Annotated in this window: 15 protein-coding genes and 1 other RNA gene; 10 read left to right on the forward strand and 6 right to left on the reverse strand. The window is 68.3% G+C overall.

The genetic code is table 11. The features are described from left to right. The first annotated feature begins 150 nt into the window (after nucleotides 1-150). The 6 genes from QPR87_RS15020 (at nucleotide 151) to QPR87_RS15045 (ending at nucleotide 7,021) form a co-directional block, all read left to right on the forward strand. The gene (locus QPR87_RS15020) at nucleotides 151-1,242 is read left to right on the forward strand and encodes a DUF1223 domain-containing protein (protein WP_285050077.1); all 1,092 of its coding nucleotides are present in this window, start codon (nucleotides 151-153) and stop codon (nucleotides 1,240-1,242) included. 97 nt (nucleotides 1,243-1,339) lie between these two features. Beyond that, nucleotides 1,340-1,945, forward strand: a complete 606-nt coding sequence (locus QPR87_RS15025) for an inner membrane-spanning protein YciB (protein ID WP_041530463.1) — start codon at nucleotides 1,340-1,342, stop codon at nucleotides 1,943-1,945. 69 nt (nucleotides 1,946-2,014) lie between these two features. Further along, nucleotides 2,015-3,211, forward strand: coding sequence for an O-succinylhomoserine sulfhydrylase (gene metZ, locus QPR87_RS15030; protein WP_011750524.1), 1,197 nt, complete (start codon nucleotides 2,015-2,017; stop codon nucleotides 3,209-3,211). An 87-nt stretch (nucleotides 3,212-3,298) separates the two neighbouring features. Further along, on the forward strand, nucleotides 3,299-4,264 hold the full coding sequence (gene folE2 / locus QPR87_RS15035; protein ID WP_011750523.1) for a GTP cyclohydrolase FolE2: 966 nt from the start codon (nucleotides 3,299-3,301) through the stop codon (nucleotides 4,262-4,264). After that, the gene (locus QPR87_RS15040) at nucleotides 4,264-4,566 is read left to right on the forward strand and encodes a hypothetical protein (RefSeq protein WP_285050079.1); all 303 of its coding nucleotides are present in this window, start codon (nucleotides 4,264-4,266) and stop codon (nucleotides 4,564-4,566) included. Before folE2 ends, QPR87_RS15040 begins: the two co-directional genes overlap by 1 nt. 55 nt (nucleotides 4,567-4,621) lie before the next feature. Continuing rightward, nucleotides 4,622-7,021: an ATP-dependent helicase gene (locus tag QPR87_RS15045; RefSeq protein WP_285050081.1), complete on the forward strand. Its 2,400-nt coding sequence runs from the start codon at nucleotides 4,622-4,624 to the stop codon at nucleotides 7,019-7,021. On the opposite strand, the gene QPR87_RS15050 is transcribed toward QPR87_RS15045, so the two are convergent. After that, nucleotides 7,018-7,860, reverse strand: a complete 843-nt coding sequence (locus QPR87_RS15050) for an SDR family oxidoreductase (protein WP_285050083.1) — start codon at nucleotides 7,858-7,860, stop codon at nucleotides 7,018-7,020. The two genes, QPR87_RS15045 and QPR87_RS15050, sit on opposite strands and share 4 nt — an antisense overlap. Nucleotides 7,861-7,945: 85 nt before the next feature. Here QPR87_RS15050 and QPR87_RS15055 point away from each other — a divergent pair, with 85 nt between their 5' ends. The 3 genes from QPR87_RS15055 (at nucleotide 7,946) to rpmG (ending at nucleotide 9,123) form a co-directional block, all read left to right on the forward strand. After that, nucleotides 7,946-8,311 (forward strand): winged helix-turn-helix transcriptional regulator, encoded by a 366-nt coding sequence (locus QPR87_RS15055; RefSeq protein WP_011750519.1) that lies wholly within the window; start codon nucleotides 7,946-7,948, stop codon nucleotides 8,309-8,311. 89 nt (nucleotides 8,312-8,400) lie between these two features. After that, an RNA gene (gene rnpB, locus QPR87_RS15060) (RNase P RNA component class A) lies at nucleotides 8,401-8,768 on the forward strand. A gap of 187 nt (nucleotides 8,769-8,955) precedes the next feature. Continuing rightward, on the forward strand, nucleotides 8,956-9,123 hold the full coding sequence (rpmG, locus tag QPR87_RS15065; RefSeq protein WP_011750518.1) for a 50S ribosomal protein L33: 168 nt from the start codon (nucleotides 8,956-8,958) through the stop codon (nucleotides 9,121-9,123). A gap of 66 nt (nucleotides 9,124-9,189) precedes the next feature. Here the strand turns inward: rpmG and QPR87_RS15070 are convergent, their stop codons facing one another. The 5 genes from QPR87_RS15070 to QPR87_RS15090 form a co-directional block, all read right to left on the reverse strand. After that, nucleotides 9,190-12,423 (reverse strand): error-prone DNA polymerase, encoded by a 3,234-nt coding sequence (locus QPR87_RS15070; RefSeq protein ID WP_285050097.1) that lies wholly within the window; start codon nucleotides 12,421-12,423, stop codon nucleotides 9,190-9,192. Next, nucleotides 12,423-13,943, reverse strand: coding sequence for a Y-family DNA polymerase (locus QPR87_RS15075; protein ID WP_285050099.1), 1,521 nt, complete (start codon nucleotides 13,941-13,943; stop codon nucleotides 12,423-12,425). Before QPR87_RS15075 ends, QPR87_RS15070 begins: the two co-directional genes overlap by 1 nt. Then, on the reverse strand, nucleotides 13,849-14,526 hold the full coding sequence (locus QPR87_RS15080) for an ImuA family protein (RefSeq protein WP_285050101.1): 678 nt from the start codon (nucleotides 14,524-14,526) through the stop codon (nucleotides 13,849-13,851). The genes QPR87_RS15075 and QPR87_RS15080 overlap by 95 nt, the downstream gene beginning before the upstream one ends. 238 nt (nucleotides 14,527-14,764) lie before the next feature. Next, nucleotides 14,765-15,676, reverse strand: a complete 912-nt coding sequence (locus tag QPR87_RS15085; protein ID WP_285050103.1) for a CobW family GTP-binding protein — start codon at nucleotides 15,674-15,676, stop codon at nucleotides 14,765-14,767. 3 nt (nucleotides 15,677-15,679) lie between these two features. Beyond that, a complete protein-coding gene (locus QPR87_RS15090; RefSeq protein ID WP_285050104.1) occupies nucleotides 15,680-17,314 on the reverse strand; it encodes an amidohydrolase in 1,635 nt (544 codons plus the stop codon). 105 nt (nucleotides 17,315-17,419) lie between these two features. Between QPR87_RS15090 and QPR87_RS15095 the strand changes: the two genes are divergently transcribed. Beyond that, nucleotides 17,420-18,364, forward strand: coding sequence for a LysR family transcriptional regulator (locus QPR87_RS15095; RefSeq protein WP_011750512.1), 945 nt, complete (start codon nucleotides 17,420-17,422; stop codon nucleotides 18,362-18,364). Nucleotides 18,365-18,424: the final 60 nt, after the last annotated feature.

Raw genomic sequence — 18,424 nt, forward strand, 5'->3', positions numbered from 1 at the left:
AATTTTTGCCGCGGTTGCAAGGGTTGCAAGATGTGGGTTTTGCATCACGGTCACGCGGCGGGAACGGCGCACTAACAAAGCATTGATTTGTCGTTCCCCTGCCGGGCGGTTTACCTGTTGCGGATCGGAAGAGCCGGGAAAACGGACAATATGGCTGCAAGGCGCATCAAGACGACGGCCCGGGGGCAAGAGCGGAAGGCGGCGATCCTGCCGGGGCTGGCCTGCGCCCTGTGGGTGCTGCTGGGCGGATTTGCCGCGCCGGCATGGGCGCAGGACGCCACGCCCGGCCCGGCCCCGGAAGCGGCTCCCGCGACAGCGCCGGCGGCTGCCCCGATGGGATCGCAGCCCCGCGAGGGTGGCGAGGCGACCGACGCCGCGCCGGCCTTTCCTGCCGAAGAGGACGAGGATGACGGCGTCATCGGCCTGATCGAGGCGCCCGAGGGTGCGCCGGGCGTCCCGGCCGAGGGGATGCCGCCGGCCATGGACCCCGATGCGCTGGCGGCCTCGGGCATGGTTTCCTTTGCCGAGGTGCAGCCGCGCGCCCGCATGATGGGTCCGGTGGGCCACCCGCCCGTGGTGGTCGAGCTTTTCACCTCGCAAGGCTGCTCGTCCTGCCCGCCGGCCGACGAGCTGCTGGCCGATCTGGCCGATCGCGAGGACGTGCTGGCCTTGTCTTGGCATGTGGATTACTGGGATTACCTGGGCTGGGCCGATGAATTCGCCCGCCCCGAGTTCACTCGCCGCCAACAGACCTATGCGCACCAGACGGGCGAGCGGGCCATCTATACGCCGCAGATCATCGTCGGCGGCACCGATACGCTGATCGCGCTGCGCCCGGCCGAGTTGATGGGCCTGCTTCAGACCCAGATGGCCCGGCCGGCGCCGGTCATGGTCTCGTCCAGCCAGGGCAAGGACGGCTATCGCATCGAGCTGACGCCGCGCGGCGCCATCTCGGGCCGGGTGGCGATCATCCTGGTGCGCTATGCGCCGCAACGGCACGTGGCGATCAAGGCGGGCGAGAACCGCGGCATGGCGCTGGAATACCGCAACGTGGTGCTGGCGGTCGAGCGCATCGCCGAATGGGACGGTCGCACCCCCCTGCGCATGACCGTCAGGCGCGACAGCCAGAACAGCGCCGATTTCCCCGACGATACCCGCCATGCCATCCTGGCGCAGGAACTGGGCCGCGGCGACCCGCATTCGGCCAGCGGTCCGATCCTGGCCGCGATCCGGCTGGACTGACGCGGCCGGACCGATGCGGCCGGACCCAAGGCCCGCCGCTTGCGCCGCCGCCCCGGCCGGGGCAGAACCCCGGCATCGTTGCACAGAGGAGCCCGCCTTGACCGAATCGCGCAAGATCAACCCCTGGCTCAAGGCCGCGCTGGAATTCGGCCCGCTGATCCTGTTCTTTCTGGTCTTCATGCGCTTTCGCGACCAGACCGTCAGCCTGGCGGGCCGCGACTATTCCGGCTTCATCCTGGCGACGCTGGCCTTCGTGCCGGTCCTGGCGCTTAGCACGCTGGCGCTGTGGCGGCTGACGGGCAGGCTTTCGCCCATGCAGGTCGCCACGCTGGTGCTGGTGGTGGTCTTCGGCGGGTTGTCGGTCTGGCTGAACGACCCGAAATTCTTCAAGATGAAGCCGACGATCATCTACCTGATCTTCGCCGCGCTTCTGGGCACCAGCCTGGCCCTGCGCCGCAACTGGCTGGAACTGGTCATGTCCGAGGCGCTGCCGATGAATGCCGAGGGCTGGCGTATCCTGACCCTGCGCATGGCATTGCTGTTCCTGGGCCTTGCCGCGGCGAACGAGGCGGTCTGGCGGCTGATGTCCGAAACCGCCTGGGTGAATTTCAAGACCTTCGGCCTGCCGGCGATCATGGTGGCGTTCTTCATCGCCAATTCGCGGCTTTTCGAGCGTCACGCCCAGCCCCGCGACGGCGAATAGCGCCCGCTGCACCCTTGCATGGCTGGCCGGGCGGGGGTAACCGGAATCCCTGACCATCAGGAGCGAGCCATGTCTCAGGAGCCGAAGTCCCAGGAGTCGAACCAGCCTCTGCATCCGCGCACGCGTGCCGTCCATCACGGCATTCGCCGCAGCCAGTATGGCGAGATGGCCGAGGCCCTGTTCATGACCCAGGGCTTTTCCTATGACAGCGCCGAACAGGCCGAGGCCCGTTTTCTCAAGACCGGCCCGGACGAGTTCATCTATGCCCGCTACGGCAACCCGACCTCGCGCATGTTCGAGGACCGCATCGCCGATCTGGAGGGGACCGAGGACGCCTTTGCCACCGCCAGCGGCATGGCGGCGGTCAACGGCGCGCTGATGTGCCTTGTCAAGCCGGGCGATCACATCGTCTCGTCGCGGGCGCTGTTCGGCTCCTGCCTCTACGTGCTTGACGTGCTGGCCCGCTTCGGGGTCGAGGTCACTTACGTCGACGGCACCGACCTTGGACAATGGCGCGCGGCGATCCGGCCGGATACCAGGGCCGTGTTCTTCGAGTCGGTGTCGAACCCGACGCTGGAGGTGGTGGACATCGCCGGCGTGGCGGAGCTGGCCCACGCGGTCGGGGCGCTGGTCGTGGTGGACAACGTCTTTGCCACCCCGGTCTATTCCCGCGCGGTCGAACAGGGCGCCGACGTGGTGGTCTATTCCGCGACCAAGCATATCGACGGTTCGGGCCGCTGCCTGGGCGGGGTGATCTGCGGTACGCGCCAGTTCGTGCGCGAGGTGGCCGAGCCCTATCTGAAACATACCGGCGGCGCGATCAGCCCCTTCAACGCCTGGATGATGCTGGGCGGGCTTGCGACGATGGAGCTGCGCGTGCGCGCCCAGACCGACAGCGCCCTGCAACTGGCGACCGCGCTGAAGGACGAGCCCAGGCTTGCCCGCGTCATCTATCCCGGCCTGCCCGACCATCCGCAGCACGACCTGGTGCAGCGCCAGATGGGCGCGGGCGGCACCATGGTCGCCATCGACCTGGGCAGCAAGGAGGCGGCCTTCGCGGCGATGAACCGCATGCGCATCTTCCAGATCTCGAACAACCTGGGCGATGCGAAATCCATCGTCACCCATCCCTCGACCACGACGCATCAGCGCCTGTCCGAAGAGGTTCGGCTGGACCTCGGCATCACGCCGGGTCTCTTGCGCCTGTCCATCGGGCTCGAGGATGCCGGCGACCTGATCGCGGACATCCGCCAGTCGCTGGCCTGACATGCCGGTGCCCGGAACCTGCCGGGCGCCCCTTTCCTTTCCGGCTCCGAGCCCCCAAATAGTTGCCGACCTGCCAGGGAGACGACCATGACCGAGGCCCGCCCCGTCGCCACCGAACGCGCCTATCCGGCGCTGAGCCGCGAATATCCGGCCGATTTCCGCGTGGACGACAGCTACAAGGCCAGCCTGCCCGACCTTCAGAACGGGCCGGCCAGCCTGATCGTCGGTGCGCGGGCCCCGATCCAGCATGTCGGCATCTCGAATTTCCGCCTGCCGATCCGCTACCAGACGCAGGAGGGCGGCGAGATCGCGCTGGAGACTAGCGTCACCGGCACGGTCAGCCTGGAGGCCGACCGCAAGGGCATCAACATGAGCCGCATCATGCGCTCGTTCTATGCTCATGCGGAAAAGCAGTTCTCGATGGGCGTGCTGGAGGCGGCGCTGGAGGACTACAAATCCGACCTGGGCAGCTTTGACGCCCGCATCATGATGCGGCTCAGCTATCCGATGCGGGTCGAATCGCTGCGCTCGGGCCTGTCCGGCTGGCAATATTACGACATCGCGCTGGAGCTTTCCGAGCGGGCCGGCCAGCGGCTGCGGATCATGCATTTCGATTACGTGTACTCCTCGACCTGCCCCTGTTCGCTGGAACTGGCCGAGCACGCCCGGCAGATGCGCGGGCAACTGGCCACGCCGCATTCGCAGCGCAGCATCGCGCGGATCTCGGTGGTGATGCAGGGCGATACGCTGTGGTTCGAGGACATGGTGACGCTGTGCCGCCGGGCGGTGGCGACCGAAACCCAGGTCATGGTCAAGCGCGAGGACGAGCAGGCCTTTGCCGAGCTGAACGCCGCCAATCCGATCTTCGTCGAGGATGCGGTGCGCGCCTTCGCCGCCGAACTGATGGCCGAGCCGCGCATCGGCGATTTCCGCGTCGTCGCCAGCCATCAGGAATCGCTGCATTCGCATGATGCGGTTTCGGTGCTGACCCAGGGCGAGACCTTCGCCCATGCCAGCCTTGATCCCGCGATCTTCGCCGGCCTCAGGGCGTAATGCTGTGGTTGTCCAGCGGAATTGCCTGTCTCCTGGCGGCCCGGCTGGCGGCAATCTGGCTTTGTTTGGGCCATCGCTATCCTGAATGGCGCTTGCGGCGGCTGGCCGAGGGGCGGGCTTCCGGTCCCCTCGCGTTCGGGATGCTCCATGCCAATCCGCTGTTCGACGGTCAGGGGTTTCTGGACTGGCACCACCCGCGCAACCGCCGCGAACGCGTCCGGCTTTACGCGGTGGGTGCGGTTTTTCTCGCCCTGGCCCTTCTGGTTTTCCGGGGCCTCGCGGCGGCGATAGGCGGCCTGTGAACGAAATGAGAACGACAGGCTTCCCCGAGGGCGGATGCAGGGCTATGGTGCGGGCATGAGCAATTTCGACGACTCGGACGCCTTCGAGGCCGCAGCCGCCCCGGTGCCGCTTTCCCAGCGTGCCATGGGCGCACGGCCGACGCCCTATCTGGACGGGCTGAACCCGGCGCAGCGCGCAGCGGTCGAGGCGCTGGACGGGCCGGTCCTGCTGCTGGCCGGTGCCGGCACCGGCAAGACCCGCGCCCTGACCACGCGCATCGCGCACCTGCTGAACCTGGGCCTCGCCCGGCCCGGGCAGATCCTGGCCGTGACCTTTACCAACAAGGCCGCGCGCGAGATGAAGGACCGCATCGGCCGGCTCTTGGGCGAGATGGTCGAGGGCATGCCCTGGCTTGGCACCTTCCACTCGATCAGCGTCAAGATCCTGCGCCGCCATGCCGAACTGATCGGCGATGGCGAGCTGCACCTGAAGCCCAGCTTCACCATCCTGGACACCGACGACCAGATCCGGCTGCTCAAGCAGCTGATCCAGGCCGAGAATATCGACGAAAAGCGTTGGCCGGCGCGGCAACTCGCGCATCTGATCGACGGCTGGAAGAACCGCTGCCTTTCCCCGGCCAAGCTGCCCAAGGGCGAGGAACGCGCTTTCGACGGTTGGGGCGGGCGGCTTTACGCCGCCTATCAGCGCCGGCTGCTGGAACTGAACGCGGTCGATTTCGGCGACCTGCTGATGCATTGCGTCAACCTGTTCCAGGCGCATCCCGACGTGCTGCGGACTTGGCAGGACCGTTTCCGCTATATCCTGGTGGACGAGTATCAGGACACCAACGTCGCGCAATACATGTGGCTGCGGCTGTTGGCGCAGGCGCATCGCAACATCTGCTGCGTGGGCGACGACGACCAGTCGATCTATGGCTGGCGCGGCGCCGAGGTCGGCAACATCCTGCGGTTTGAAAGCGATTTCCCCGGCGCGCAGGTGATCCGGTTGGAGCAGAACTATCGCTCGACCCCGCATATCCTTGCCGCCGCCTCGGGGCTGATCGCGGCGAACAAGGGGCGGCTGGGCAAGACGCTGTGGACCGAGGCTGAGGAGGGCGAACGCGTGCGCCTGATCGGCCATTGGGACAGCGAAGCCGAGGCGCGCTGGATCGGCGAGGAGATCGAGGCGTTCCAGGGCGGTCATCGCCACTCCATCGGCCGGCGCAGTCTGAACGACATTGCCATCCTCGTGCGCGCCAGCCACCAGATGCGGGCCTTCGAGGACCGCTTCATGACCATCGGCCTGCCTTACCGGGTGATCGGCGGCCCGCGCTTCTACGAGCGGCAGGAAATCCGCGACGCCATGGCCTATTTCCGGCTGGCGGTCAGCCCCACCGACGACCTGGCCTTCGAGCGTATCGTGAACGTGCCCAAGCGCGGCCTGGGCGACAAGGCGGTGCAGAAGATCCAGGTCGAGGCGCGGGAACGCGGGCTGTCGCTTCTGGAGGGCGCGGCCTCGGCCGTGGCCAGCGGCGCGCTTGGCGGCAAGGGGGCGGGGGCGCTGCGGCAGTTCACCGAGGCCATGGGCCGCTGGCATGCCGATGCGCTGGACAGTCGCATGAACCATGTCGAGCTGGCCGAGCGGATACTGGACGAATCCGGCTATACCGCCATGTGGCAGAACGACAAGTCGCCCGACGCGCCGGGGCGGCTCGACAACTTGAAAGAATTGATAAAGGCGCTGGAAGAATTTGAAAACCTTCAAGGTTTCCTCGAACATGTCGCGCTGGTCATGGACAATGACAAGGGCGAGCAGTCCGAGGAGGTCTCGATCATGACGCTGCATGCCGCCAAGGGGCTGGAATATCCCATCGTCTTCCTGCCGGGCTGGGAGGACGGGCTGTTCCCCAGCCAGCGCAGCATGGACGAAAGCGGCATGAAAGGGTTGGAGGAAGAGCGGCGCCTGGCCTATGTCGGCATCACGCGCGGCGAGGAACTGGTGACGATCAGCTTTGCCGGCAATCGCCGCATGTATGGGCAATGGCAATCGTCGCTGCCTTCGCGCTTCATCGACGAACTGCCCGAGGATCATGTCGAGGTGCTGACCCCACCGGGCCTTTACGGCGGCGGCTATGGCGCGGCGGCCCAGCCCTTTGCGCAATCGGTGATGCACGAACGCGCGGCGCGGGCGGATGTCTATAACTCGCCGGGCTGGAAACGCATGCAGGAACGGTCCGCCCAGCGTGCGCAGCCCATCCACCGCACGCCGGTCGTCATCGATGCCGAGCCGGCGGCGCGGTTTTCGGTCGGCGACCGGGTGTTCCACCAGAAATTCGGCAACGGCACTGTCATGGGCATCGCCGAGGATACGCTGACCGTCGAATTCCCGACCGGCTTCAAGACCATCAAGGCGGGCTATGTGCAGCCCGCCTCGCAGGCCGGTGGGGCCGGCTCGCTGGACGACGTGCCGTTCTAGAGCGCGGCGCGCACCACTTCGGCCAGGGTCGCGGTCGGACGGCCGATCAGGCGCGACAGCGTGCGGCTGTCGTCGAACAGCGCGCCTTGCGCGGCACCGGCATCCCAGCTTGCGATCGCCCCGGCCAGCCCCTCGGGCAGGCCCGCGCCCGTCAGCGCAGCCGCGTAATCCTGTTGCGACAGGTTGCGATAGGGGATCGCCTTGCCGCTTTGCGCCGAAAGCTCGGCGGCAAGCTCGGCCAGGGTCCAGCCGTCATCGCCGGCCAGTTCGTAGGTCTGGCCGGCATGGCCACCATCCGCCAGCACCGATGCAGCCGCCTTGGCGTAATCCGCGCGCGCGGCGGCCGAGATCCGACCCTCGCCCGCCGCGCCGATCAGCGTGCCATGCGCCAGTGCCGCAGGGATCGCGCCGGTATGGTTCTCGGCATACCAGCCATTGCGCAGGATGGCGTGGGGAATGCCCGATGCGGCCAGCATGGCCTCGGTCGCCACATGTTCCTCGGCCAGCGACAGCGGCGAGCGGTCGGCATGCAGCAGGCTGGTATAGACGATCTGCCCGACACCGGCGGCCTTGGCAGCCTCGATCACGGCGCGATGCTGGGCGGCGCGCTTGCCGACCTCGCTCGACGAGATCAGCAGCAGCCGGTCCACGCCCTGCAGGGCGGCGGCCAGCGTTTCGGGCCGGTCGTAGTCGAAGGCGCGGGCCTCGACGCCCAGGTCGGCGGCCTTTTCGGGATTGCGGGCCAGCGCGACGATTTCGCCTGCGGGCAGCAGGGTTTTCAGCCGGGCGATGGTCAGGCGGCCAAGCTGGCCGGTGGCTCCGGTGACGGCGACGGTCATCTCTCGTTTCCTTTCCTTGAATGTCTTGTGCGGCGAAAGATAGGCCCCTAACTTACGGATCGTAAGAACATACAGGAATGTTAGTATGAAAAAATCCGATGCCGCCGGCAGGGGTGATCTGATGGCGGCGGAATGCCCCTCGCGCGATGTGCTGCGGCGGCTGACCGGGCGCTGGGGCATGCTGGTGCTGCGCGTGCTGGCCGAGGGGCCGCACCGCTTTTCCGCGTTGCGCAAGCGCATCGGCGGCGTCAGCGAGCGGATGCTGGCGCAGACGCTTCAGGGGTTGGAGGCGGACGGCATGGTGCTGCGCCGCGATTTCCAGACCGTGCCGCCGCATGTGGAATATGCGCTGACGCCGCTGGGGCACGAAGCGGCGCTGCGGGTCGGCGCGCTGTTGGGCTGGATCGAGGATGCGCTGCCCCAGATCGCGCGCGGCTGGACGCGGGCCTGACCCCTTCACCGTTTCCCAAATACGCATGCGGCGGCGCAACCGGCGCGGCGCTTGACCTTGGCCTCCGTCGGTCCTATCTGCCTTTCTGCGCGGATGGCCGGATGACCGCGGCGGCAACGTCGAGGAAAGTCCGGACTCCATGAAGGCACGGTGCCGGGTAACGCCCGGCGGGGGCAACCCCAGGGAAAGCGCCACAGAGAAGAGACCGCCCATGCATGCATGGGCAAGGGTGAAACGGTGGGGTAAGAGCCCACCGCGGGGCTGGTAACAGTCCCGGCATGGCAAGCCCCACCGGGAGCAATGCCGAATAGGGACCGCGCGTCGCAAGACAGGGCCGCCTTTGCCCCAGCAGGTCCGGGTTGGCAGCCAGATCCCGCCGGCAACGGCGGGGCCAGAGGAATGGTCATCGAAGGGGGCGACCCCGGAACAAAATCCGGCTTACAGGCCATCCGCGCAAATCCTCTCTGGCCGGGCCGATGCAATGCGCGCCGGGCAGTTCCGGGCCGGGCGATTTTCGCCGGAAAGCCGCCGATTTCCGGCCGATTCCCGGTTGACTTCGTCCGTTCTGCCGCTAAAAGGCGGGCTTCAAGAGAATTCCACGGGGTTGGCGAGATGCGTTTTGCCCCGCAGCAGGAGCGAAACAGATGGCGAAGCCGACGACGATCAAGATCCGTCTGAACTCGACGGCCGGGACCGGGCATTTCTATGTCACCAAGAAAAACGCCCGCACGATGACCGAAAAGATGACGGTCAACAAATACGACCCGGTTGTTCGCAAGCATGTCGAATACAAGGAAGGCAAGATCAAGTAAGATCTGCCCCTGACGGAACAGCTTTGGAACCGCGTCTCGCAGGGGGCGCGGTTTCTGCATGTGCGCCTAGTGGAAATCCCGCGATTTCGGCAGGATGCGCACCTGGCGCGGATGGCTGGGCCGGGGCTGGGGCAGCGCGGCCGGCGCCTCTCCGGCCAGGCGCAGCAAGGCTTCGGATCGGTCGCCCAGCCAATGCGCGACGATATGGGTCACGCCCTCGGCGCGCTGAAGCTGGCCATGCACCTCCAGCAGGCGGGCGGTCATCACCACCTTGCGGAACTGCGCGAAGGTCTTTTTCCAGACCACCAGATTCGCCACGCCGGTCTCGTCCTCCAGCGTGACGAAGCAGGTGCCGTTGGCGCTGCCGGGGCGTTGGCGGACCAGCACGATGCCGGCCATGCGCAGGCGGCTGCGGTTCGGCAGGGCGGCAAGGCCGGCCGCCGGGACATAGCCCTGCGCCGTCAGGCTGCGGCGCAGAAAGCGCATCGGATGGGCCTTCAGCGACAGGCGCAAGGTCTGGTAATCGGCGGTGACATGCTCGCATAGCGGCATGGCGGGCAGGGTGACGGCGGGCTCGGGCCCTTCGTCCCGTCGTCCGAACAGCGGCAGTTCCGGCGCATCGCGCAGGGCGCGCGCCTGCCAGAGCCCCGCCCGCCGGTCGAGCCCCATCGAGCGCAAGCCATCGGCCGCCGCGATCAGCCGGATGGCCCGGGCATCGAGCCCGGCGCGGGTCTTGAGGTCGGCCAGGTCGGCATAGGGTTCGTGGCGCGCCTGCTTGATGCGTTCGGCCAGCGCCTCGGGCAGTCCGTCGATCTGGCGCAGGCCGAGGCGCAGCGCGAAGGTGCCGTCGCAAGGCTCCAGCGTATTGTCCCATTCGCTGATGTTCACATCGGCCGGCAGCACGGTGATGCCGTGGTCGCGCGCGTCGCGCACGATCTGGGCCGGGGCGTAGAAACCCATCGGCTGGCTGTTCAGCAGCGCCGCCGCGAAGGCGGCCGGGTGATGGCATTTCAGCCAGGCTGAGACATAGGCCAGATGTGCGAATGCCGCCGCATGGCTTTCGGGAAAGCCGTAATCGCCGAAGCCCTTGATCTGGTTGAAGCAACGCTCGGCGAAGTCGCGCGTGTAGCCGCGCTCGACCATCTTGCCGACCATCCTGTCCTGCAACTGCCCGATCGTCCCGCGCGAGCGGAAGGTGGCCATGGCCTTGCGCAGATCGTCCACCTCGTTCGGAGTGAACTCGGCGGCGACCATGGCGATCTTCATCGCCTGCTCCTGAAAGATCGGCACGCCTTCGGTGCGAAACAGGATATTCTTCAACTCGTCCGGGTCGCCATCCCTGGGACCGGGGAAATCGACCGTCTCCAACCCCGCTCGACGCCGCAGATAAGGATGGACCATGTTGCCCTGGATCGGGCCGGGGCGGACGATGGCGACCTGGATCACCAGGTCGTAGAACCTCTTGGGCTTCAGGCGCGGCAGCATGGCCATCTGCGCCCGGCTTTCGACCTGGAAGGTGCCGATGCTGTCACCCCTTTGCAGCATCTTGTAGGTCGGCTGGTCGTCATGGTCAAAATCCGAAAGCGTCAGCACCTTGCCGTAATGCGCCTTGATCAGCGCAAAGCATTTGCGGATGCAGGTCAGCATCCCCAGCGCCAGCACATCGACCTTGAGGATGTGCAATTCGTCGATGTCGTCCTTGTCCCATTCGATGAAGCTGCGATCCGGCATGGCGGCATTGCCGATGGGCACGGTTTCGGACAGCGGCCCCTCGGTCAGCACGAAGCCGCCGACATGCTGCGACAGGTGGCGGGGCATGCCGATCATCTCCTCGGCCAGCCTGACCGTGCGCCGCAGCAGCGGGTCGCCCAGATCGAGCCCCGCCTGCATGGTGTCGGCGGCGGACATGTCCTTGCCCCAACTGCCCCAGACCGTATCGGCCAGGGCCGAGGTCACGTCCTCGGACAGGCCCATGACCTTGCCGACCTCGCGGATGGCGCTGCGCGGGCGATAGTGGATCACCGTGGCGCAAAGCCCGGCGCGTTCGCGGCGGTAGCGGTCGTAGATATGCTGGATCACCTCCTCGCGCCGCTCATGCTCGAAATCCACGTCGATATCGGGGGGCTCCTTGCGGTTCTGGCTGATGAACCGCTCGAACAGTAACTCATGCTTGTCGGGATCGACCGGGGTAATGCCCAGCACGTAGCAGACCGCGGAATTCGCCGCCGAGCCGCGGCCCTGGTGCAGGATCGCCCGGTCTTCGGCGAAACGGACGATGTCGTGGATGGTCAGGAAATATTGCGCGATCTTCTTCTCGCGGATCAACGCCAGTTCCTTGACCAGCGTGGCGCGAACCTTGTCGGGCACACCGGCAGGATAGCGCCAGTCCGCGCCTTGCCAGGTCAGGTTTTCCAGATGCTGCTGCGGCGTCAGGCCGGGCGGCACGCTTTCGCGCGGGTATTCGTATTGCAGCTCGTCCAGCGAGAAGCGGCAACTGTCGGCGATCTCGCGCGTGGCGCGGATGGCATGGGGCCAGTCGGCGAACAGGCGCACCATCTCGGCCGGCGGCTTCAGGTGGCGCTCGGCGTTCTGCGCCAGCAGCAGGCCGGCCCGGGCGATGGTGGTGCCCTCGCGGATGCAGGTCATCACGTCTTGCAACGGTCGGCGGTCGGGCGCGTGGTAATGCACGTCGTTGACGGCGACGATGGAGAGCCCCGCCGCCTGCGCCGCCCGGTCCAGCCGGTTGATCCGCGCCCGGTCGTCACCGCGATAAAGCCAGCTGGCCGCGACATGCGACAGCTGCGGCAGGCGCAGGGCCAGGTCGGGCAGGGGCGAAAGGTCGTCGCCCGGCAGCCAGATCAGCCGCATCCCCTGCGCATGGGTGGCCAGGTCGGCAAGGTTCAGGTCGCAGCGCCCCTTTTTCTGCCAGTTCCCGGCCAGATCGTGCCGCCGCCCCTTGGTGATGAGCGAGGCGAGCCGGCCATAGGCGGCGCGGTCGGTCGGATAGGCCAGGAAAGCGGTGCCGTCCGCCAGCACGATCCGCGCCCCGATCACCGGGCGCAGGTGCAGCTTCTTCGCCGTGGCATGCAGCCGCACCACGCCGGCGAGGCTGTTGAGGTCGGCGATTCCCAGCGCGTCATAGCCCATGAGATGCGCCGCCAGCGCCAGTTCGCGCGGATGCGAGGCGCCGTGCAGGAAGCTGAAGGCGCTGGTCACCGCCAGTTCGACGTAATCCGCGGGCGGGTTCGGGTGCTCGACCGGGGGCAGCAGGATCTCGGGGCGGGCATGATGGTCGGGCATCAGGCGAATATCCCGTGCAGGAACCAGCGTGGCGCCCCACCGCGGCCGTCATGAACCAGCCCCTCGCGATAGATCCACAGGCGCAGGCCGCTGTCGTCCTCGATGCGGAAATAGTCCCGCAGCCGCGTGCCCGGGCGGTCGTGCCACCATTCCGGGGCGATGCGTTCGGGGCCCGTGTGGCGGGCGACGCGCAGGGTCTGGCGGCGCCAGACGAATTGCGCCGGCGGCCCCTCGGGGATGGCGTAGAGCACGCGGATCTCTTCGGGCGGGTTGAGCAGGCGGATCGGCCGGTCGGGGCGCGCGAGCGGCGCAGGGGTGGCGGCCAGCGGCGGGCCGGGGGCTTCCGCGCGTTCGGGGACATGGCTTTCGCGCGGCAGCGGGCGGCTGATCGCCTGGGCGCCAAAGCGTGCCGCCAGCCGGTCCACCAGCCGCGCCAGTGCCAGTCCCGTCGGCGCGGCGCCGTCCAGGCCGGGCTGGGACTGGGCCAGCGGCTCGACTGCCTCGGCCGCCAGCCGGATCAGGTCGAAGCCATAGCCGGGGTCCAGCCGCTCCAGCCGACCGTCGAACAGGCGCAGCAGGTGGCCGGGGTCGCGCGTGGGCGCGGCCATGGCGACGCGGATGTCGCGCCGCTCGCCATCGACGCGAAAGACCGACAGGCACAGCCGCCGGCAGCCGCGATCCGCCGCCGCCATCTGGGCGCAAAGATCGGCCAGCAGTCCCGGCAGCCAGTCCGAGGGGTCCATCACCGGCTCGGCCAGCCGGGCCTCGGCGGCGAATTCCGGGGCGGGCTCGGGCGCGTCCAAGGGCTCGGCCGCGCGCCCCAGCGCCTGGTCGAGGCGGACCAGCGGATTGTCCTGCGGCTCGGCCCGGGCGAAACGGCGCATCAACGACAGGCGCGGGATGGCGGCAAGGTCGCCGATGGTCTTGAGCCCCAACCGGCGCAAGAGCAGCAGGGTTTCCCCCGACAGCCGCAGCCCGGCGACCGGCAGCGGTGCCAGCGCGGGCAAGGGATCGGTGCAGATCGCGCGCTCGGGGCCAAAGCGGGCCAGTGCCCAGGCTGCGCCGCGCGTCGGCGCCAGCGCTGGCCGCGCGGTCAGCCCGGCGCGGGCAAAGCCGGCCTGGATCTCGGCCAGCATCGCTGCCTCGCCGCCGAAAAGATGCGCGGCGCCGGTGGTGTCGAGGATGATGCCGTCATCGCCGTCGGGCGTGCTGTAGGGGCCCCAGCGCCGCGCCCAGAAGGCCAGCCGCGCCAGCCGGGCGGCGTCGCGCTTGGGCTCGGCCGGCTCGATGTGCAGGGCGGGACAGATGGCGCGGCTGTCCACGGCGCGGGCGCCGATCCGGGCGCCGGCCCGTTCGGCGGCGCGGTTCGCGGCGTGGATGACGGGTCCGTGCGGGCCGGGCGCGGCCAGCGCCAGCGGGATGTCCTCAGGCCATGCGTCGCCCCGGCGCGTCGCGCGGCTCTGCCAGCTCTCGATCGCGAGGCGGGGCAGAGAAATCGAGACGATCCGCCGCCCGGTCATGGCGCACCACCCAGGTCGAGGGCGGCCGGCCGCGGGCGCGGAACAATTCGGCCAGCCAGCGCGGCTCGCCCGGGGCCTGCGGATCGTCGGGGTCGGGGACCGAGGGCAGCGGCGCCAGCCGCCAGCGCATCCGTGCCGCGCTGGGTTCGGGCCGGGCGGCATGGCGGATCAGCCAGCAGGGCAGGCCCGCCGCCTCGGCCCGCAGCGCAAGCCGGCGGCTGGCGGTGAAGCTCAGCGCCGGGGCAGGGCCGTGGATCTCGCCCACCACGGCGGCAAGGGCGCGGCTTTGCAGCCCGTCCTCCAGCGCGGACAGCACATCGGCGGGGCGCGTCAGGTCCAGCCGCAGCAGGTCCCGCCCCATGCCGGGCAGGAAGGGGGCGCCGAATTCGGCCCGGCTGAGCCGGTCCTGCGCCCAGAGCACCAGCCCCGGCGGCAGCGCGGCCAGCACGAAACCGGCCGCCGCGCCTGCAAGGGGCCGGGTGCCAAAGGCTTCGGACAGGATCGGCGCGGCCGGCTGCGGCGGCGCGGGGACTGGCGCCCGTCCGAAAGGCGCCACCCCGAAAGGGAAAGGGCGAGCGGACATGGTTCAGTCAATATGTTCCTGATTTGTTCTTATAATGCGGGCAAAGATTCGTCAATTGCGGCGCTGCTACGACAACACCGTCGCCAACTGCCCGGATGGTTCTGAAATCCTGCACCTTTGCATCGGTTCGAGCCGGGCAGGCGGTCATCCCGCCCGGCCGGTCGCGTCGGGCCGCGGATCGGCCCTCCATGCCGATTCGGGTTTCGGCCAAGCTTGCAGCCGTTCGGGGACGGGTATTTCAGGCCCGCACCTGCTCCAACTCGGCCACCAGGTTCACCAGCGCTTCCTTGTCCGGCGAAATGGCAACCAGGCGGTTCAGGAACGAGGCGTCGGGCGCCTCGGCCGGTTCCAGGGACAGCATGCCCCCGGCCAGTTGCAGCAGATGGGGCCGGGGCAGATCGGGCAGGCGGACATACCCCTTCAGGCGATGGATCGACTGCGTATGGCGCGCCATGATTCCGAGCAGGCGCTGACGATCCGGCGGCGATGCAAGCGTGATGGTGCGGCTGGCGAACAGGTGCCGGTGGTCGCGATGCGGGGCAAGGGCCGAAAAGCTCCGGGCGTCGTGGGGTGCCCTCAGCGCCTTCAGCAGACCGCTGTCCAGGGCCATGTGCAGGCTGGCCAGCGGATTGATCCCGGCGACCAGCCGGGCGGTGCGGCGCAGCGCGGCGCGGCTGGCGATGTCGCCGCGCGACAGGAACACCATATCCGCGCCCCGGACCTGGCTTTCCGCCACGCCGCCGATCCTCGGGTCGGCCAGGCGTTCGGCCAGGCTTTGCGGATCGGCCACGGCGACGATTGCCCGGCAGTCCAGGTCGGGCTCGGCCAGGGCGATGCCTGCCAGCCGCCGGGGCTCGGCGACGCCGCTGGCCTCGACGATCAGGCGGTCGACCCGGCCGCGAAGATCCAGCGCCCGCTCGAAGGCGTCGAACAGGCCGCCCGCCATGGAACAGCAGATGCAGCCGTTGCTGAGCTGGATCGTGTCGGCCGAGCGGCGCGAGACCAGCGCCGCATCGACCGCGATGTCGCCGAAATCGTTGACCATGACCAGGATGCGCTCGTCCTGCCGCTCCAGGAGCCGGTTGAGCAAGGTGGTCTTGCCGGCCCCCAGATAGCCGCACAGGATGTTGACCGGAAGCGGGGCGGCCATGGCTCAGAACGATCCGGCCGGGACCGGCCGGCCGCCGAAGACGGTGCCCCAGACCCGCGCCTCGCGCAGACGTTCGGGGCCAAGCGCGTGCGGGTCGTCCTCGAGCACGGCGAAATCGGCGCGCTTGCCGACCTCGACCGAACCCAGCTCGCCGTCGAGCTTCAGCGTATAGGCCGCGCCCAGCGTGATGGCGTAAAGGGCGGCGTCCAGCGAAATGCGCTCGGAGGTGCCCAACTGCCGGCCGCTGTCGGTCAGGCGGTTGACCGCGCACCAGGCGGTGACCAGCGGTGCCAGCGGCGTGATCGGCGCGTCGGAATGGATGGCCAGCGGAATGCCCATCTCCAGCGCGCTGGCGCAGGGGTTCATGCGGCAGGCGCGCTCGGGGCCGATGGTGATCTCGTAATGCTTGTCGCCGAAGTAATACAGGTGGTTGGCGAACAGGTTGACGCAGCATTGCAGCGCGGCGATGCGGCGCAGCTGGGCGCGGTCGGCCATCTGGCAATGCTGCAACGTGTGGCGGTGGTCGGGGCGGAAATGCCCGGACAGCGCCGCCTCCAGCGCCTCGATGGCGGCAAGGCTGGCGCCGTCGCCGTTGACATGGATATGCATCTGGATGCCCTGGCGGTTCAGGTCGTCCACCATGGCGTTCAGCGCCTCGGGGGCGATGTTCCAGATGCCATTGTCGGTGCCACGATGATAGCCCGGCGCGTTCAGTTGCGCGGTGAAGCCCTGGATCGAGCCGTCGGTGACGATCTTCACCCCGCCCAGCCGCAGCCGGTCGGTCGAGCGCGCCCGCAACTCCTGCGCCCGCGCCGCCACCGCCGCGGGCGGCAGCGCCATCGCCGAAAGCATCGGCACCAGCCGCAGCGGATAGCCGTCCTCGGCCGTGGTGGCGAACAGGTCGGCCAGCGTCTCGTCGGCCAGCTCGTTCAGCAGGTCGGTCGAGGTCGTCACCCCCGCCCGGCAGGCCGAACGCGCGAAGTTCCAGATCGCCTCGGGATCGCCGCCAAGGGCGCGGAAGCTGGCGCCGACCCGGCGCATGACCGGGAACATGGCACCCATCTCGTGCAACTCGCCGTGCAGCTCGCCGTCCTCGGTATGGATGACGCCCGGGACATCGGTGTTCTCGTCGTATCCGGCCAGTTCCAGCGCCACGCTGTTGGCGGTCAGCAGGTGCATGTTCGAATGCAGCACCACCACCGGCCGCGTGGTCGAGACCCGGTCCAGGTCCAGCCGCGACAGCCGGTCGCCGGGCACGAAAAGCGGATCGAAGCCCCAACCGACGACGGGACCGTCGCCCAGTTCCTCGGCGCGTTCGCGCAGGCGCTCGACCAGCGCATTGGTGCTGGTGATGCCCTGCCACGGTCGCCCGTCCGGGGCCACGCGGTCGTAATGGCCAAGATAGGTAAAGCGCCAGACCGAGCCCTCCATCATATGGGCGTGCCCCTCGACGAAGCCGGGCATCAGGATCTTGTCGGCGAAACGGTCGTCGTGGCGCAGCTCGCCCCGGCCGCGCATCTCGTCGGGGCCGCCGACGGCGAGGATGCGCCCGTCATGGGACACCATCACATGGGTCGCCTCGGGCCGCGACGGGTCCATGGTGATGATGCGGCGTGCTGAAAAAACGGTCGGGATCATGCAATTTCTCCGTCGGATCCGGCTTCGCGGGCAGATTAGCCGTGACAAACATCCTGCGTGAAATGCATAATTACGGGGGATTTCCGCTATTTTCCTGAGGGTCCGATGCATTACACCCTGAAACACCTGCGCTATATCGAGGCGGCCGAGCGCCACCAGTCGATCACCGCCGCGGCTGAGGCGCTGGCGGTTTCGCCCTCGTCCATCGCCGCGGCCATCGACCATATCGAGGCGCAGCTGGGCCAGCCGGTCTTTGCGCGCGTCCCCTCGCGCGGGATCGCGGCGACCAGTTTCGGGCGCAGGATCATCGACGAAATCCGGTTGCTGCTGGTGGCGCAGGCGCGTTTCGACGGCAAGATCGCCGATCTGGAGCAACGAATCGACGGCACCGCCCGGATCGCCTGCTTCACGCCGCTGGCGCCGATCCTGCTGCCGACCATCCTGTCCGAGGTGCGCGAGCGCTATCCGAACCTGATGATCGAGGTGATGGAGGGCAACTGGGAAGAGGTGGTCCGCGCCGTGGACAGCGGCAATGCCGATTTCGCCTTTTGCTACGGGCTGGTCAACGAGCTGGCCTATCGCTTCCTGCCGCTTTTCGTCGGCCATCCCCATGCCGCGCTGCCGGCGACGCATCCGCTGGCCAGCGGGCGATTCGTCACGCTGGAACAGCTTGCCCCCGAGCCGCTGGTGGTGCTGGACCTGGACCTGTCGCGGCGCTACCTGATGGACCTGTTCGCGACGCGCGGGCTCAAGCCGAACGTGGTCTATTCGGCGCGCTCGACCGACATGATGCGGGCGCTGATCGCGGCCGGCATGTGCTACGGCATCTTCAACATCCGCCCGATGAGCAAGCAGACCTATGCCCGCGGCGACCTGGTGCGGCTGCCGCTGGCCGGCGAACATGACGCGCCGCGCGCCGGGGTGCTGACCCGGCGCGACGTGCAGCTGACGCCGGTTTGCGAAGCGATCATCGCCACTTGCGAGATGCAGGCGATGCGCGGCGAATTCGACCGCGCCTTCGTGCGGCCCTATCTTCCACAGGATTTCTGAGGAATTCGGGCGCAAAAATGCATTTGCCGCAAAGGCCGCCCATGGCCGATCCATAAGGAC

The organism is Paracoccus sp. SSJ (genome assembly GCF_030234105.1).
GTDB classification, from domain to species: Bacteria; Pseudomonadota; Alphaproteobacteria; order Rhodobacterales; family Rhodobacteraceae; genus Paracoccus; species Paracoccus denitrificans.

What these genes read in the sequence shown, in the direction of transcription:
- QPR87_RS15050 (WP_285050083.1), bottom strand. Translation starts at nt 7,860, where the DNA reads ATGACCGTCGCCGTCACCGGAGCCACCGGCCAGCTTGGCCGCCTGACC.
- QPR87_RS15080 (WP_285050101.1), bottom strand. Translation starts at nt 14,526, where the DNA reads ATGTCCGCTCGCCCTTTCCCTTTCGGGGTGGCGCCTTTCGGACGGGCG.
- QPR87_RS15055 (WP_011750519.1), top strand. Translation starts at nt 7,946, where the DNA reads ATGAAAAAATCCGATGCCGCCGGCAGGGGTGATCTGATGGCGGCGGAA.
- QPR87_RS15020 (WP_285050077.1), top strand. Translation starts at nt 151, where the DNA reads ATGGCTGCAAGGCGCATCAAGACGACGGCCCGGGGGCAAGAGCGGAAG.
- QPR87_RS15075 (WP_285050099.1), bottom strand. Translation starts at nt 13,943, where the DNA reads ATGACCGGGCGGCGGATCGTCTCGATTTCTCTGCCCCGCCTCGCGATC.
- rpmG (WP_011750518.1), top strand. Translation starts at nt 8,956, where the DNA reads ATGGCGAAGCCGACGACGATCAAGATCCGTCTGAACTCGACGGCCGGG.
- QPR87_RS15095 (WP_011750512.1), top strand. Translation starts at nt 17,420, where the DNA reads ATGCATTACACCCTGAAACACCTGCGCTATATCGAGGCGGCCGAGCGC.
- QPR87_RS15045 (WP_285050081.1), top strand. Translation starts at nt 4,622, where the DNA reads ATGAGCAATTTCGACGACTCGGACGCCTTCGAGGCCGCAGCCGCCCCG.
- QPR87_RS15090 (WP_285050104.1), bottom strand. Translation starts at nt 17,314, where the DNA reads ATGATCCCGACCGTTTTTTCAGCACGCCGCATCATCACCATGGACCCG.
- metZ (WP_011750524.1), top strand. Translation starts at nt 2,015, where the DNA reads ATGTCTCAGGAGCCGAAGTCCCAGGAGTCGAACCAGCCTCTGCATCCG.
- folE2 (WP_011750523.1), top strand. Translation starts at nt 3,299, where the DNA reads ATGACCGAGGCCCGCCCCGTCGCCACCGAACGCGCCTATCCGGCGCTG.
- QPR87_RS15085 (WP_285050103.1), bottom strand. Translation starts at nt 15,676, where the DNA reads ATGGCCGCCCCGCTTCCGGTCAACATCCTGTGCGGCTATCTGGGGGCC.
- QPR87_RS15040 (WP_285050079.1), top strand. Translation starts at nt 4,264, where the DNA reads ATGCTGTGGTTGTCCAGCGGAATTGCCTGTCTCCTGGCGGCCCGGCTG.
- QPR87_RS15070 (WP_285050097.1), bottom strand. Translation starts at nt 12,423, where the DNA reads ATGCCCGACCATCATGCCCGCCCCGAGATCCTGCTGCCCCCGGTCGAG.